This window comes from Microbacterium gilvum (assembly GCF_039543865.1).
GTDB lineage: Bacteria > Actinomycetota > Actinomycetes > Actinomycetales > Microbacteriaceae > Microbacterium > Microbacterium gilvum.
Genome location: NZ_BAABKO010000001.1, coordinates 661,091 through 674,125 on the forward strand (window position 1 = coordinate 661,091; position 13,035 = coordinate 674,125).

Here is a 13,035-nt window from a genome sequence, read left to right on the forward strand (position 1 = left end):
CAGCACGTAGGATCGAGCCGATGGAACACGGTGACATCTCCCCCGGCATCACCGGGCGCACGGCGGCCGAGATCGCCGACAGCATCCGCGCCCTCGTCGAGCGCGGCAGCCTCGCAGCGGGCGAGGCGCTGCCCTCCGTGCGGACGCTCGCCGAAGGGCTGGGGGTCAACCGCAACACCGCCGTGGCCGCCTATCGGCAGCTCGCCCATGCCGGCCTCCTCGTCTCCCAGGGCCGCGCCGGAACGCGCGTCGCCGACTCGGCGCCGCTCGCGCAGGACGGCTATGCCCCCGACAGCGTGCTCCGTGACGTCGGGGCGGGGAACCCCGATCCCGCGCGCATCCCCGACCTGTCGTCCGCGCTCGCCTCCCTCGCAGGCCGCCCCGTGCTGTACGGCGAGCCCGTCATCGACGCCGGCCTCGCGGCGTTCGCCCGCGACTGGCTCGTGCCCGACGTCGCCTCGCCCGGGGATCTGCGCCTCACGATCACGAACGGAGCGTTCGACGCCGTGGAGCGGCTCCTCGCCCAGGCGCTCGCCCGCGACGACGCGGTGGCGCTCGAGGATCCCTGCTTCCTCGGAACCATCCGCACCGCCCGGCTGGCGGGCTACCGGCCGATCGCGGTGCCGGTCGACAGCGAGGGGATGACCCCCGACGGGCTGCGCGCGGCGCTCGCCGACGGAGCCCGCGCCGTCGTCTGCACGCCGCGCGCGCAGAATCCGACCGGCGCCGGCCTCACCGCGCAGCGCGCGAGCGACCTGCGCGCCGTTCTCGCCGATCATCCGTACGTGCTCGTCATCGAGGACGACCACTACTCGCTGCTCTCGACGCAGCCGTACCGCTCCATCATCAGCCCGTCGCACCGCCGATGGGCCCTCGTGCGCTCGGTGTCGAAGTTCCTCGGCCCCGACATGAGCCTCGCGGTCGTCGGCACCGACGGCGAGACGGCCGACCGCCTCGCCATGCGGCTGAGCCCGGGGACGACGTGGGTGAGCCACCTGCTGCAGCGTCTCGCCCTCGCCCTCCTGACGGATGGCGGCGTTCGCCGGTCGATCGCGGAGGCCGGCGCGCACTATGCCGCGCGCAACGCCGCGTTCGCGGCGCTCCTCTCCGAACGCGGGCTCGACGCGGCGATCGGCGATGGAGTGAACGTGTGGCTGCGTCTGCCGCGTCCCGCGCGCGACGTGTCGGAGCGGCTCATGCGCCGCGGATGGCTGGCGCGCGCAGGCGACGAGTTCATCCTCGACGACGCGCGCCGCCCGTCGCACGCGCTGCGTCTCACGGTGCATGCGCTCGACGACGCCGAGGCCGCGCGCCTCGCCGACGACCTCGCCGCCGCCATCCGGACCTGACGAGCTCGGATCGGCGGCTCCCGCCTGGACGCCGGGAGCGCACGGGTCCCGACGCGGCAGGCGGAACTCCGCGAAGGACGGGCCGCGTCAGTCCGCGGGCCAGGCGTCGGCGACGGCCTGGCGCACCTCGCCGAGCAGCTGCGGGAGCGCCTTCGTCTTGGCGATGACCGGGAAGAAGTTGGCGTCGCTGGTCCATCGCGGCACGACGTGCTGGTGCAGATGCTCCTCGACGCCCGCACCGGCCACCGCACCCTGGTTCATGCCGATGTTGAAGCCCTCGCAGCGCGAGACGCCCCGCAGCACGCGCATCGCCGTCTGCGTGAGGTAGGCGATCTCCGCCGTCTCATGCGGATCGGCCTCGTCGTACAGCCCGATGTGGCGATAGGGGCAGATGAGCAGGTGGCCCGAGTTGTAGGGGAACAGGTTCAGCAGCACGAAGGCGTGGCGGCCCCGGTGGACGATGAGGCCGTCCTCGTCGCTCTTGTCCGGAGCGGCGCAGAACGGGCATCCCGTGCCGCGGTTCGCATCGGCGCCCGCGGTGATGTAGGCCATCCGATGCGGTGTCCAGAGCCGCTGGAACGCATCCGACGACGACGCGAAGCCCGACGCCGGCTCGAGGCGCGCGAACTCCTCGCGCGCCTCGTGCTCGGCCGTCATGTCAGAGGTCCTCGTCGGCGAGGATGAGCGACTTCGCGGCGATCGCGCCGGTGACGAGGCGCACGGCCTCGTCGATCGGCACGCCGTTGCGCTGGGAGCCGTCGCGGAAGCGGAACGACACGGTGCCCGCCGAGCGGTCCTGCTCCCCCGCGATGAGGATGAGCGGCACCTTGCCCGTCGAATGCGTGCGGATCTTCTTCTGCATGCGGTCGTCCGAGCGGTCGAGCTCCGCGCGAACGCCCTCCGCGCGGAGCGTCGCGACGACCTCGTCCAGGTACGGCGCGAACTCGTCGGCGACGGGCACTCCCACGACCTGCTGCGGGGCGAGCCAGAGCGGGAAGTCTCCGGCATAGTGCTCGAGCAGGATGGCGAAGAACCGCTCGATCGACCCGAACAGCGCACGGTGGATCATGATCGGCCGCTGCTTGGAGCCGTCGGCCGCGGTGTACTCCAGCTCGAAGCGCTCCGGCAGGTTGAAGTCGAGCTGAACCGTCGACAGCTGCCACGAGCGGCCGAGGGCGTCGGTCACCTTGAGGTCGATCTTCGGCCCGTAGAAGGCCGCCTCGCCGGGCTCCTCGACGAGGTGGAGCCCCGTCGACTGTGCGACACGGCGCAGCGCGTTCGTCGCGGTCTCCCAGACGTCCTCCTCGCCGATCCACTTCGACTTCTCGTCGTCACGCATCGACAGCTCGAGGCGGAAGTCCTCCAGTCCGAAGTCCTTGAGGAGCGAGAGCACGAACTCGAGGACCTTGGTCGTCTCCTCCTCGAGCTGCTCGGGGGTGACGAACAGGTGGGCGTCGTCCTGGGTGAAGCCGCGCACGCGGGTGAGGCCGTGCAGTGCGCCGGAGAGCTCGTTGCGGTAGACCGTGCCGTTCTCCGCGAACCGGAGGGGCAGGTCGCGGTAGCTGCGGGCGCGCTCCTTGTAGATGAGGATGTGCATCGGGCAGTTCATCGGCTTGAGGTAGTAGTCGACGCCCTGCTTGGTGACGTTGCCTTCGTCGTCGCGCTCCTCGTCCATCCGGATGGGTGGCCAGATGCCGTCGGCGTAGGTCACGAGGTGGTTGGAGGTCACGAAGAGGTCCTTCTTCGTGATGTGCGGCGTGTAGACGTAGCTGTAGCCCTCGGCGATGTGCCGGCGGCGCGCGTGCTGCTCCATCTCGCCGCGGGCGATGGCGCCACGGGGGTGCCAGACCGACAGCCCGGAGCCGATCTCGTCGGGGAACGAGAACAGGTCGAGCTCCCTGCCGAGCTTGCGGTGGTCGCGACGCGCGGCCTCGGCGAGCCTGTCCTGGTACGCCTTGAGGTCGTCCTTCGTGGGCCAGGCGGTGCCGTAGATGCGCTGCAGCTGCGGGTTCTTCTCGCTGCCGCGCCAGTAGGCGCCGGCGATGCGGACGATGTCCCAGCCGTTGCCGAGCAGGCGGGTGGAGGGCACGTGGGGGCCGCGGCAGAGATCCTTCCAGCGCGTCTCGCCGCTCTTCGCGTCGACGTTGTCGTAGATCGTCAGCTCGCCGGCGCCGACCTCGACGTTCGCGCCCTCCGCCGCCTCCTTGGTGCCGCCCTTGAGCCCGATGAGCTCGAGCTTGAACGGCTCGGAGGTGAGCTCGGCCGCGGCCTCCTCGTCGGAGACGACACGGCGCACGAAGCGCTGCCCCTCCTTGACGATGCGCTGCATCTCGCGCTTGATCGCCTTGAGGTCGTCGGGAGTGAACGGCTCGTCGACGCCGAAGTCGTAGTAGAAGCCGTCGGCGATGAACGGGCCGATCCCGAGCTTGGCGGCGGGGTTGATGGTCTGCACCGCCTGCGCGAGCACGTGCGCGGTCGAGTGGCGCAGGATGTTCAGCCCGTCGGGGCTGTCGATCGTCACCGGCTCCGTCGTCTGCGTCTCGGCGACCTCGGTCGCGAGGTCCTTGAGCTCACCGTCGACGCGGATGGCGACGACGTTCCTGTCGGGGTACAGATCGAATCCGGTGGTCACCCGACAAGTCTAGTCGCGGCGCGGAACGCCCCCGGATACACGAAGACCCCGCTCGAGGCGGGGTCCGGATGGTGGGCGATACTGGGATCGAACCAGTGACCTCTTCCGTGTCAGGGAAGCGCGCTACCGCTGCGCCAATCGCCCAAAGAAACAGGGCCTCCTCGCGGAGGCCCTGCGACCGAGCGGATGACGAGACTCGAACTCGCGACCCTCACCTTGGCAAGGTGATGCGCTACCAACTGCGCTACATCCGCGTGCGCGATACTGGGATCGAACCAGTGACCTCTTCCGTGTCAGGGAAGCGCGCTACCGCTGCGCCAATCGCGCTCATAAAGAGCTGTTCAGTTATGAGCGAGGTGGCGACGGGATTCGAACCCGTGTAAACGGCTTTGCAGGCCGGTGCCTCGCCTCTCGGCCACGCCACCGCGGGGATCGAACCCACGTGCCGAGAACCCTGACGGGATCCCTGCACTCGAGCGGATGACGAGACTCGAACTCGCGACCCTCACCTTGGCAAGGTGATGCGCTACCAACTGCGCTACATCCGCATTTCCGCGACCGGGGCTCGCCCCGGGCACTTGACCTACATTAGCCCACGTTCGGCGACCGGCCAAACCGCCGACCGGCTCCGGGCGTGTCACCCGCCGTTCATGTCCGACACGCGAGAGCGCGCCTCCGGTTCGCCAGCGCCCGGCCGATCCGGTATGCTCGACACCTGTGCCGCTCCGGCGCACGACAACATCACATGGGCGATTGGCGCAGTTGGTAGCGCGCTTCCTTCACACGGAAGAGGTCATCAGTTCGAGTCTGGTATCGCCCACCATCGAGAAGCCCCGGGTCGCCCCGGGGCTTCTCTCGTCGGAACGCCGCCCGCCGGCGGCTCAGTCCTCGAGGATGCGCTGGAACAGCACGTGGTCCTGCCACCGGCCCGCGATCCGGAGGTACCGCTCGGCGCGGCCGTACTCCACGAAGCCGTTCGCGCGGAGCACGGCCTGCGAGGCGGTGTTGTGCACGAGCGTGCCCGCCTCCAGCCGATGCAGCGAGAGCTCGACGCGCGCGATCCCGACCACCGCGGCGACGGCCCGCGTCATGACTCCCCTGCCCTGCAGCGCCGCGTCCACCCAGTAGCCGAGCGTCGCGCTCTGGAAGACGCCCCTCGTGATCGACGAGATGTTGAGACGCCCGACGATGCCACGGCTCCCGACGAGCACGAGGGGCTCGCTCGTGCCCGATGTGCGCGAAGCGAGCGCGCCGCGCACCTCGTCGTGCTGGCCCTCCGAGGTGAAGAACCGCTCGCTGCGCTCGGGCTCCCACGGCGCCAGGTGCGCGCGATTGCGCGTGTAGGCCGCCGCGAGCGCCGACGCGTCGTCGACGCGGAGGGGGCGGAGCAGGATGCCGCCGCCGAGGTCGTGCGCGCCCGTCACTCCCCCGCCTGCCACCCGTACCGCCGCCGCAGCTCGCGCGCGACGACGGCGTACCGCGCCTCGTCCAGCTCCGCCGCCTCGCGGCGCATGCCGTCCTCATGGACGACGTAGAGCTGGTCGAGGTCCACCCACGACTCGCGGCCCTGCGCGTCCCACTCCCCCGAACCGATGGACACGTACTCGCGATCGCCGTCATGCGACTTGCTCGTGAGCTTCACGGCGTACGCCCGCTCGGCGGACTGCCGCGCGATCACGAGCACGGGGCGGTCCTTCCCGCGTCCGTCGGCCTCTGCGTACGGCACCCACGTCCAGATGATCTCGCCGGCGTCGGGTGCGCCATCCCGATCGGGTGCGTACGACAGGCGCAGATCGCGCACCGTGCGCGGGTCGACCTCGACGGTCGTCGTCCCCGACGACGCCGCGGCCGATCCGGGCACGGCCGTCCGCGCGGGGGCGGGCGTCGAGGGGCGGGCGGGGGATGGCCGTGCCGCCTCGGGCGCACGGGACGTCTCCTGTCTGCTCTTCCTCGCGCCGCGTGTCGCCTGTGCGAGGACGTCGAGCGCGAGACCTGCGAGCGCCCCGAGGAATCCTTGTCGTGCCACGCCGCCACCCTACCGGCGCAAGCCGCCGCCGCAGCCCCTGGCAGCACCCGGACGCGCCGCAGGGGCGCCCCGGCGGGCCGGGAGCGCCCCCGCGGACGAAGCGGCGAGTCAGCGGACGTCGAGGACGTACCCTTCCTCGCCGTGGAGGACCGTGTCGATGCCGGCGACCTCGTCCTCGTTCTTCACGCGGAAGCCGATCGTCTTCTCGATCGCGAAGCCGATGATGTAGGCCAGCACGAACGAGTACACGAGCACCGCGACGGCCGCGATGACCTGGACGAGCAGCTGCGTGCCGTCGCCACCCATGAACAGGCCGGTGCCGTTGGCGAAGAAGCCGAGGTAGACGGTGCCGAGCAGGCCGCCGACGAGGTGGATGCCCACGACGTCGAGCGAGTCGTCGAAGCCCCAGCGGAACTTCAGGTCGATCGCGAGAGCGCAGAGCGCGCCCGAGAGGAATCCCAGCAGGATGGCCCAGACGGGGTCGAGCGCGGCGCACGCGGGGGTGATGGCGACGAGACCGGCGACGGCACCAGAGGCCGCGCCCACCGAGGTGGCCTTGCCCTCCTTGAGCTTCTCCACGGCCAGCCAGGCGAGGAGGGCGGCCGCGGGAGCGGCGATCGTGTTGACGAACGCGAGGGCCGCGGTGCCGTCGGCGGCGAGCTCGGAGCCCGCGTTGAACCCGAACCACCCGAACCACAGCAGACCCGCACCCAGCAGCACGAACGGCGGGTTGTGGGGCACGTGCGCGCCCTTCTGGAACCCGACACGGCGTCCCAGGACCAGCGCGAGCGCGAGGGCCGCCGCACCGGCGTTGATGTGCACGGCCGTGCCGCCCGCGAAGTCGATCGCGCCGACACCCAGCCACTCCTGCATCCCGTACGTGATCCATCCCCCGTACGCGAACGAGCCATCGTCCGCGAGGCCGAAGTTGAAGACCCAGCTGGCGACGGGGAAGTACACCACGGTCGCCCAGATGCCGGCGAACAGCAGCCACGACCCGAACTTGGCCCGGTCGGCGATGGCGCCGGACACGAGCGCGACGGTCAGGATGGCGAACGTGGCCTGGAACGCGACGAACGCGAGCGGCGGGAACGCGGCATCCTCAGGCGTCTCCAGGAGACTCGACAGGCCCAGCGCGGACCAGTCGATGTTCCACGGGGCCACGAGCCCCTCCGCGCCAGGGAAGGCGATGGCGTAGCCGTAGAGCACCCACAGGACGCCGATGAGCCCCATGGCGCCGAAGCTGAGCATCATCATGCTGATGACGCTCTTGGCCTTGACGAGACCGCCGTAGAAGAACGCCAGGCCGGGCGTCATCAGCAGCACGAGCGCTGCGGCGATCAGGATGAACGCGGTGTTGCCTTGATCCATGTGTTTCTCCAGATCGGGTCACGGGGCCCGGAGAGCTTCGGGTCGCGGTCGCGCGCCATCCGGGTGGCCCCAGTCTGTCGACGCCGCGTTACCCGACTGGTGCGCGCGCTGTTTCGACTCTGTTACGCACGACGGCTGCCGGTAAACAACATGTTTCGTCCGGTGCGGAGGCCCGCCCGTGGATCACGCGTGCGTCGACGCGACGAGGCGCGAGATGGCACGCAGGTACTTCTTGCGGTAGCCGCCGGCGAGCATCTCGGGAGAGAACACCTCGTGCAGCGGGACGCCGGTGGCGCGGACGGGGAGCTGCGCGTCGTACACGCGGTCGACGAACGCGACGAACCGCAGCGCCTCCGACTGGTCGACGAGCGGGCGCACGTCGCGCAGTCCGACGGCGCCGATGCCGTCGACGAGGCGGATGTACCGCGACGGGTGGACGCGTGCGAGATGGGCGATGAGGGCGTCGAACGCGTCGTCGCTCACGACCCCACCCGCCGCGTCCAGTGCCGAGCGGTAGTCGGCCTCGTCGAGGACGATCGCCTGGCCGTCGAGCGAACGCTGGCGGAAGTCGACGCCGTCGATGCGCAGCGTGCGGAAGCTGTCGGCCATGGCGTGGATCTCCCGCAGGAAGTCCTGCGCGGCGAAGCGGCCCTCCCCCAGCGCATTCGGCGGCGTGTTGCTCGTCGCCGCGAGGCGCGTCCCCGACGCGACGAGCTCCCCGAGCAGCCGCGTCATGACCATGGTGTCGCCTGGGTCGTCGAGCTCGAACTCGTCGATGCACAGCAGCGCCGACCCGCGCAGCAGGTCGACCGTGTTCTTGTAGCCGAGCGCCCCGACGAGCGCCGTGTACTCGATGAACGACCCGAAGTACTTCCGACGGGCGGGCACCGCGTGGAAGATCGCCGCGAGCAGGTGGGTCTTGCCGACGCCGAACCCGCCGTCGAGGTACACGCCGGGCTTCATCTCGGGCGCCTTCGGCTTGCGCGAGAAGAGGCCGCCGCGCTTGGGCGCCATCCCGCCGGCCGCGAACAGCTCCAGCTCCTCCTTCGCCTCCTGCTGCGAGGGGAACGCGGGGTCGACCCGGTACGACGCGAAGGTCGCCCCGTCGAACTGCCGCGGCGGCACGAGGCTCGCGAGCATCTCCTCGCCGGAGAGCTGCGGATGGCGCTCGGCGAGCGGGACGATCTCGGTCGCGGTGGAGGTCATGGGTCCTCGGATGTCTGTCGGTTACGGGCGCCGCCGACGAGCCGCGCCAGGGCGCTCCGAGCCGCATAGGCTCGGAAGCGGAACGCATCAACGATAACGAGGAGCAGCCATGGCCGTCGCACCCGATGCCTCGCAGGAGAAGTTCGCCGAGTACGCGGAGCCCTGGCGCCTCGTCTCGACGCAGTGGCTCGACGACCATCTGGGCGAACCCGGCCTCGTCGTCGTCGAGTCCGACGAGGACGTCCTCCTCTACGAGACGGGCCACATCCCGGGCGCCGTGAAGGTCGACTGGCACACGGAGCTCAACGACCCCGTCATCCGCGACTACGTCGACGGAGAGGGCTTCGCACGTCTGCTGCGCGCGAAGGGGATCTCCCGCGACGACACCGTCGTCATCTACGGCGACAAGAGCAACTGGTGGGCCGCCTACGCGCTGTGGGTGTTCTCGCTGTTCGGCCACGAGGACGTGCGTCTCCTCGACGGCGGGCGCGACCGCTGGATCGCGGAGGGCCGCGGGCTGACGACGGAGCGGACCGCGCGCCCGGCGACGGACTACCCCGTCGTCGAGCGCGACGACTCGGTGCTGCGGGCCTATAAGGACGACGTCCTCGCGCACATCGGCCGGCCGCTCGTCGACGTCCGCTCGCCCGAGGAGTACACGGGCGCCAGGACGACCGCCCCGGCCTACCCCGAGGAGGGCGCGCTGCGCGCGGGGCACATCCCGACCGCGCACAACGTGCCGTGGGCGCGAGCCGTCTCCGACGACGGCGGCTTCAAGCCGCGCACCGAGCTCGAGGCGGTGTACCGCGACGAGATCGGCCTCGACGACGGCGACGACATCATCGCCTACTGCCGCATCGGCGAGCGCTCGAGCCACACGTGGTTCGTCCTTCGCCACCTGCTGGGATTCGCGAACGTGCGCAACTACGACGGCTCCTGGACAGAGTGGGGCAGCGCCGTCCGCGTGCCCATCGCGACGGGCGCCGAGCCGGGGACGGTGCCCACGACGTAGTCTGGGGCGGATGAGCGACGCGCCCCTCCCCGCCCCCCTCGCCGCGATCCGCGACGACTTCCTCGCGCTCGACGAGCCCGAGCGCCTTCAGCTCCTGCTCGAGTTCGCGAACGAGCTGCCGGCGTTCCCCGAGCGGCTCGAGGATCATCCGGAGCTCGCCGAGCGCGTCGCGGAGTGCCAGTCCCCCGTGTTCATCGTCCTCGAGGTGGACGACGGCCGCGTCGTGATGCACGCGACCGCCCCTGCGGAGGCGCCCACGACGCGCGGATTCGCGAGCATCCTCGCGCAGGGACTGACGGGGCTCGCCGTCGACGAGGCGCTCGGCGTGCCGGACGACTTCCCGCAGACGCTCGGGCTCACGCGCATCGTCTCGCCGTTGCGGATCTCGGGGATGACCGGCATGCTCCTGCGCGCGAAGCGCCAGATCCGCGCGCGGTCCGTCTGAGGGTCAGCCGCGCGCCGACAGCCCGTTGCCGCGCAGCCAGTCGCGGATGGCGCCGTTCCAGCGGCTCTCGTCGAAGTTCCACAGCTTCGTGTGGCGCGCGGTGTGGAACGTCTCCATCGTCACGAGATCGGGGCGCGCGTCCGCGAGACGGTGCGACGCATCGGACGGCACGAAGCCGTCGTCGTCGCTGTGCAGGAGCAGCACGGGGTGCGCGAGCTCGTCGGCCCGAGCCACGATGTCGAGGTCGTCGAGCGAGATCGGATCGCCGTGCCGGATCATGCGCGACGACCACTCCTGGCCCAGCGCGCCCATCGCGAGACGCGAGAACGGCGACGGCACGCGCATCTCCCGTGCGTGGAAGCCGAGGACCAGCCGCCAGTCGACGACAGGCGACTCGAGCATGACGCCCGCGATGGCCTCGTGGTGCGCCGAGTTGAGGGCGACCTGGAGTGCGATGGCCCCGCCCATCGACCACCCCATGAGCACGATGCGCCGCGCGCCGCGGCGCAGGGCCCACGCGATGGCGGCGTCGACGTCGCGCCACTCGGTGGCCCCCAGTCCGTAGCGGCCCGACTTGCTCCGCGGCGCCTCGCCGTCGTTGCGGTACGAGACGCACACGACGGGCAGGCCCTCCGCGTGCAGCACGGGCACCGCGCGCAGCACCTCCGCGCGCGTCGTCCCCCGGCCGTGCACGGCGACGACCCAGGTGTCCGCCGACTCGTCGTCGGCCGGGAAGAACCACGCGGGGCACGGACCGACGGGCGCGCCGATGAACTCCGTCGTGAAGGGCAGATGCAGCTCCTCCGCGCGCTCGTAGTACCAGCCGCTGAACGCCGCGTACGGGCCGATCTGCGTGCTCGAGTCCACCTCGGTGAGCAGCTTGCGACGCACGCGCCGGCCGTCCTCCGCGAGCACGGCGCCGAGCTTGAGGTAGTGCTCGCTGCCGCCCGTGAACAGGCCGTAGCGCCCGGGCAGCACCGTGTCGGGCGTGCGGGAGAGCGTGATGGTCTGCGCGCCCGTGTCGAAGCCGTGAACGGCCACATCGGCGACCCGCGGGCCCGGTGTGACGGCCTGACGGGCGATCCTCAGGGAGACGTAGGCGACGGCGCCCGCGGCGCCCGCGAGCATCGCGGCGAGCACCGTGAGCGCGGTGCGGACGGCGGCGGAGAACGGGGATGCGGCGCGCCTGGGGGTGTTCATGGCCCCCTCACTCTAATCTGACGACGTGAATTCAGACCGTCCCGGTGCGCAGGCGTTCGCCGCCGCCGCGGACGCCGTGCGCGCGGCGGTCTTCCGCTCCGATCTCGTCGTCGCATCGGTGCCCGCACCGCAGGGACTGGCGCCCCACGCTCTCGCCCTGTCCGCCGACGTCCGTCCGGGCGACCACGGCGACTCGCCCTACGGGACGGGACGGCTCATCCTCCTGCACGACCCCTCCGAACCCGACGCCTGGGCGGGGGCGTGGCGCATCGTCGCCTTCGCGCAGGCGCCCCTCGAACCCGAGATCGGCACGGATCCGCTCCTCGCGGACGTCACATGGTCGTGGCTCGTCGACGCGCTCGACTCGCGCGAGGCGCCCTATCACTCGGCCTCGGGCACCGCCACGAAGATCCTGTCGAAGGGGTTCGGCGGGCTCGCGGCAGAGGGCGACGGCGCGCAGATCGAGCTGCGCGCCTCGTGGACGCCGCAGGGAGGGTTCCGCACGCACATCGAAGCCTGGGCGGAGCTCGTCTGCATGCTCGCAGGGCTCCCGCCGGGGTCCGAGGACATCGCCGTGTTCGGCGCCAGGAGACCGACGTGACCGACTTCGCCGTCATCGAGACCGCCGACGCGTTCGCCGAGGCGGTCGACCGCCTCGCCGCGGGCGAGGGGCCCGTCGCGGTCGACGTCGAGCGCGCATCCGGCTTCCGGTACTCGCAGCGCGCGTACCTCGTGCAGCTGTTCCGGCGCGGGGGCGGCGTCGTGCTCGTCGACCCCATCGCCGTGCCCGACGTCACCGTCGTGCAGCGCGCGCTCGGCGACGAGGAGTGGGTGTTCCACGCCGCGAGCCAGGACCTTCCGTCGCTGCGCGAGCTCGGGCTCGAGCCGACGTCGATCTTCGACACGGAGCTGGCCTCGCGCCTGCTCGGGAGGGAGCGCGTCGGCCTCGGCGCCGTCGTCGAGGCGACGCTCGGGATCGAGCTCGCGAAGGCCCATTCCGCGGCGGACTGGTCGCAGCGGCCGCTGCCGCAGGACTGGCTGGAGTACGCCGCTCTCGACGTCCTCCACCTCGTCGACGTGCGGGACCGGCTCGCCGCCGACCTCGTCGCGGCGGGCAAGGACGGGTTCGCCCGGGAGGAGTTCGCCGCGACGCTCGCGCGCGAGCCGAAGCCGCCGCGCACAGACCCGTGGCGACGGCTCAGCGGGCTCCACAAGGTGCGCGGACGCGTCAACCTCGCCGTCGCGCGCGAGCTGTGGCTCGCACGCGAGGAGTACGCCAGGGCGGAGGACGTCTCCCCCGGCCGCCTCGTGCCCGACCGCGCGCTTCTCGCCGCAGTGCTCGCGGCACCCCGCACCAAGCAGGCGCTCGCCGGGCTGAAGGAGTTCACGGGCCGCGCCAGCCGCACCCAGATCGACCGCTGGTGGGACGCGATCGTCGCCGGGCGCGAGTCGCAGGACCTCCCCGCCGAGCGCGTGCCGAGCGACGCGCTCCCTCCGCACCGTGCTTGGGCCGACCGCAACCCCGAGGCGGACGCTCGGCTGCGGCAGGCGCGACCCGACGTCGAGGCGCGCGCCGCCGAGCTCTCGATGCCGACGGAGAACCTGCTCACCCCCGAATCCCTGCGCCGCGTCGCGTGGCAGCCGCCCGTCGAGCCGACCGTCGACGCGGTCGCGGACGCGCTGCGCGCTCAGGGCGCCAGGGAGTGGCAGATCGCGCAGACGGCGCCGCTCATCGCCGCCGCCTTTGTGCGGGCCGCGCAAACCCCGCCCGAGGACGGCGCGGAGGCTTCGTAG

General features: G+C 71.5%; 12 protein-coding genes and 6 tRNA genes. 6 read left to right on the top strand and 12 right to left on the bottom strand.

Going from position 1 to position 13,035, the window contains the following annotated elements; translation table 11 throughout:
* The first annotated feature begins 20 nt into the window (after positions 1-20).
* Positions 21-1,349 (top strand): aminotransferase class I/II-fold pyridoxal phosphate-dependent enzyme, encoded by a 1,329-nt coding sequence (locus ABD998_RS03425; RefSeq protein WP_345435936.1) that lies wholly within the window; start codon positions 21-23, stop codon positions 1,347-1,349.
* An 87-nt stretch (positions 1,350-1,436) separates the two neighbouring features.
* Here the strand turns inward: ABD998_RS03425 and ABD998_RS03430 are convergent, their stop codons facing one another.
* The 7 genes from ABD998_RS03430 to ABD998_RS03460 all read right to left on the bottom strand — a co-directional run bounded on the left by ABD998_RS03430 (position 1,437) and on the right by ABD998_RS03460 (position 4,529).
* Positions 1,437-2,006: an HIT family protein gene (locus tag ABD998_RS03430; protein ID WP_345435938.1), complete on the bottom strand. Its 570-nt coding sequence runs from the start codon at positions 2,004-2,006 to the stop codon at positions 1,437-1,439.
* Position 2,007: 1 nt separating this feature from the next.
* On the bottom strand, positions 2,008-3,981 hold the full coding sequence (gene thrS / locus ABD998_RS03435; protein ID WP_345435940.1) for a threonine--tRNA ligase: 1,974 nt from the start codon (positions 3,979-3,981) through the stop codon (positions 2,008-2,010).
* Positions 3,982-4,050: 69 nt separating this feature from the next.
* Positions 4,051-4,125, bottom strand: a tRNA-Val gene (locus ABD998_RS03440).
* A 37-nt stretch (positions 4,126-4,162) separates the two neighbouring features.
* Positions 4,163-4,235, bottom strand: a tRNA-Gly gene (locus tag ABD998_RS03445).
* A gap of 1 nt (position 4,236) precedes the next feature.
* Positions 4,237-4,308, bottom strand: a tRNA-Val gene (locus tag ABD998_RS03450).
* Between the two features lie 27 nt (positions 4,309-4,335).
* Positions 4,336-4,406: transfer RNA gene (locus ABD998_RS03455), tRNA-Cys, on the bottom strand.
* Positions 4,407-4,456: 50 nt separating this feature from the next.
* Positions 4,457-4,529, bottom strand: a tRNA-Gly gene (locus tag ABD998_RS03460).
* A 199-nt stretch (positions 4,530-4,728) separates the two neighbouring features.
* Here ABD998_RS03460 and ABD998_RS03465 point away from each other — a divergent pair.
* Positions 4,729-4,804, top strand: a tRNA-Val gene (locus ABD998_RS03465).
* Between the two features lie 58 nt (positions 4,805-4,862).
* Here ABD998_RS03465 and ABD998_RS03470 read toward each other — a convergent pair.
* The 4 genes from ABD998_RS03470 to zapE form a co-directional block, all read right to left on the bottom strand.
* Positions 4,863-5,420: a GNAT family N-acetyltransferase gene (locus ABD998_RS03470; RefSeq protein ID WP_345435942.1), complete on the bottom strand. Its 558-nt coding sequence runs from the start codon at positions 5,418-5,420 to the stop codon at positions 4,863-4,865.
* Positions 5,402-6,007 carry a type II toxin-antitoxin system PemK/MazF family toxin gene (locus tag ABD998_RS03475; protein WP_425562931.1) on the bottom strand — a complete coding sequence of 202 codons (606 nt, stop codon included), beginning with the start codon at positions 6,005-6,007 and terminating at the stop codon, positions 5,402-5,404. Before ABD998_RS03475 ends, ABD998_RS03470 begins: the two co-directional genes overlap by 19 nt.
* Before the next feature lie 108 nt (positions 6,008-6,115).
* Positions 6,116-7,378, bottom strand: coding sequence for an ammonium transporter (locus tag ABD998_RS03480; protein ID WP_345435944.1), 1,263 nt, complete (start codon positions 7,376-7,378; stop codon positions 6,116-6,118).
* 183 nt (positions 7,379-7,561) lie between these two features.
* Positions 7,562-8,584 (bottom strand): cell division protein ZapE, encoded by a 1,023-nt coding sequence (gene zapE, locus ABD998_RS03485; RefSeq protein WP_345435946.1) that lies wholly within the window; start codon positions 8,582-8,584, stop codon positions 7,562-7,564.
* Between the two features lie 109 nt (positions 8,585-8,693).
* Here zapE and ABD998_RS03490 point away from each other — a divergent pair, with 109 nt between their 5' ends.
* Entirely contained in the window at positions 8,694-9,596 is a 903-nt protein-coding gene (locus ABD998_RS03490) for a sulfurtransferase (protein WP_345435948.1), read from the top strand.
* A gap of 10 nt (positions 9,597-9,606) precedes the next feature.
* A complete protein-coding gene (locus ABD998_RS03495) occupies positions 9,607-10,041 on the top strand; it encodes a SufE family protein (RefSeq protein ID WP_345435950.1) in 435 nt (144 codons plus the stop codon).
* A 3-nt stretch (positions 10,042-10,044) separates the two neighbouring features.
* On the opposite strand, the gene ABD998_RS03500 is transcribed toward ABD998_RS03495, so the two are convergent.
* The gene (locus ABD998_RS03500) at positions 10,045-11,241 is read right to left on the bottom strand and encodes an alpha/beta hydrolase family protein (RefSeq protein ID WP_345435952.1); all 1,197 of its coding nucleotides are present in this window, start codon (positions 11,239-11,241) and stop codon (positions 10,045-10,047) included.
* Positions 11,242-11,266: 25 nt separating this feature from the next.
* On the opposite strand from ABD998_RS03500, the gene ABD998_RS03505 reads away from it, so the two are divergent.
* Positions 11,267-11,842 (top strand): DUF3000 domain-containing protein, encoded by a 576-nt coding sequence (locus tag ABD998_RS03505; protein WP_345435954.1) that lies wholly within the window; start codon positions 11,267-11,269, stop codon positions 11,840-11,842.
* The gene (locus ABD998_RS03510; protein ID WP_345435956.1) at positions 11,839-13,035 is read left to right on the top strand and encodes an HRDC domain-containing protein; all 1,197 of its coding nucleotides are present in this window, start codon (positions 11,839-11,841) and stop codon (positions 13,033-13,035) included. The genes ABD998_RS03505 and ABD998_RS03510 overlap by 4 nt, the downstream gene beginning before the upstream one ends.

What these genes read in the sequence shown, in the direction of transcription:
- ABD998_RS03425 (WP_345435936.1), top strand. Translation starts at nt 21, where the DNA reads ATGGAACACGGTGACATCTCCCCCGGCATCACCGGGCGCACGGCGGCC.
- ABD998_RS03430 (WP_345435938.1), bottom strand. Translation starts at nt 2,006, where the DNA reads ATGACGGCCGAGCACGAGGCGCGCGAGGAGTTCGCGCGCCTCGAGCCG.
- ABD998_RS03480 (WP_345435944.1), bottom strand. Translation starts at nt 7,378, where the DNA reads ATGGATCAAGGCAACACCGCGTTCATCCTGATCGCCGCAGCGCTCGTG.
- zapE (WP_345435946.1), bottom strand. Translation starts at nt 8,584, where the DNA reads ATGACCTCCACCGCGACCGAGATCGTCCCGCTCGCCGAGCGCCATCCG.
- ABD998_RS03490 (WP_345435948.1), top strand. Translation starts at nt 8,694, where the DNA reads ATGGCCGTCGCACCCGATGCCTCGCAGGAGAAGTTCGCCGAGTACGCG.
- ABD998_RS03495 (WP_345435950.1), top strand. Translation starts at nt 9,607, where the DNA reads ATGAGCGACGCGCCCCTCCCCGCCCCCCTCGCCGCGATCCGCGACGAC.
- ABD998_RS03500 (WP_345435952.1), bottom strand. Translation starts at nt 11,241, where the DNA reads ATGAACACCCCCAGGCGCGCCGCATCCCCGTTCTCCGCCGCCGTCCGC.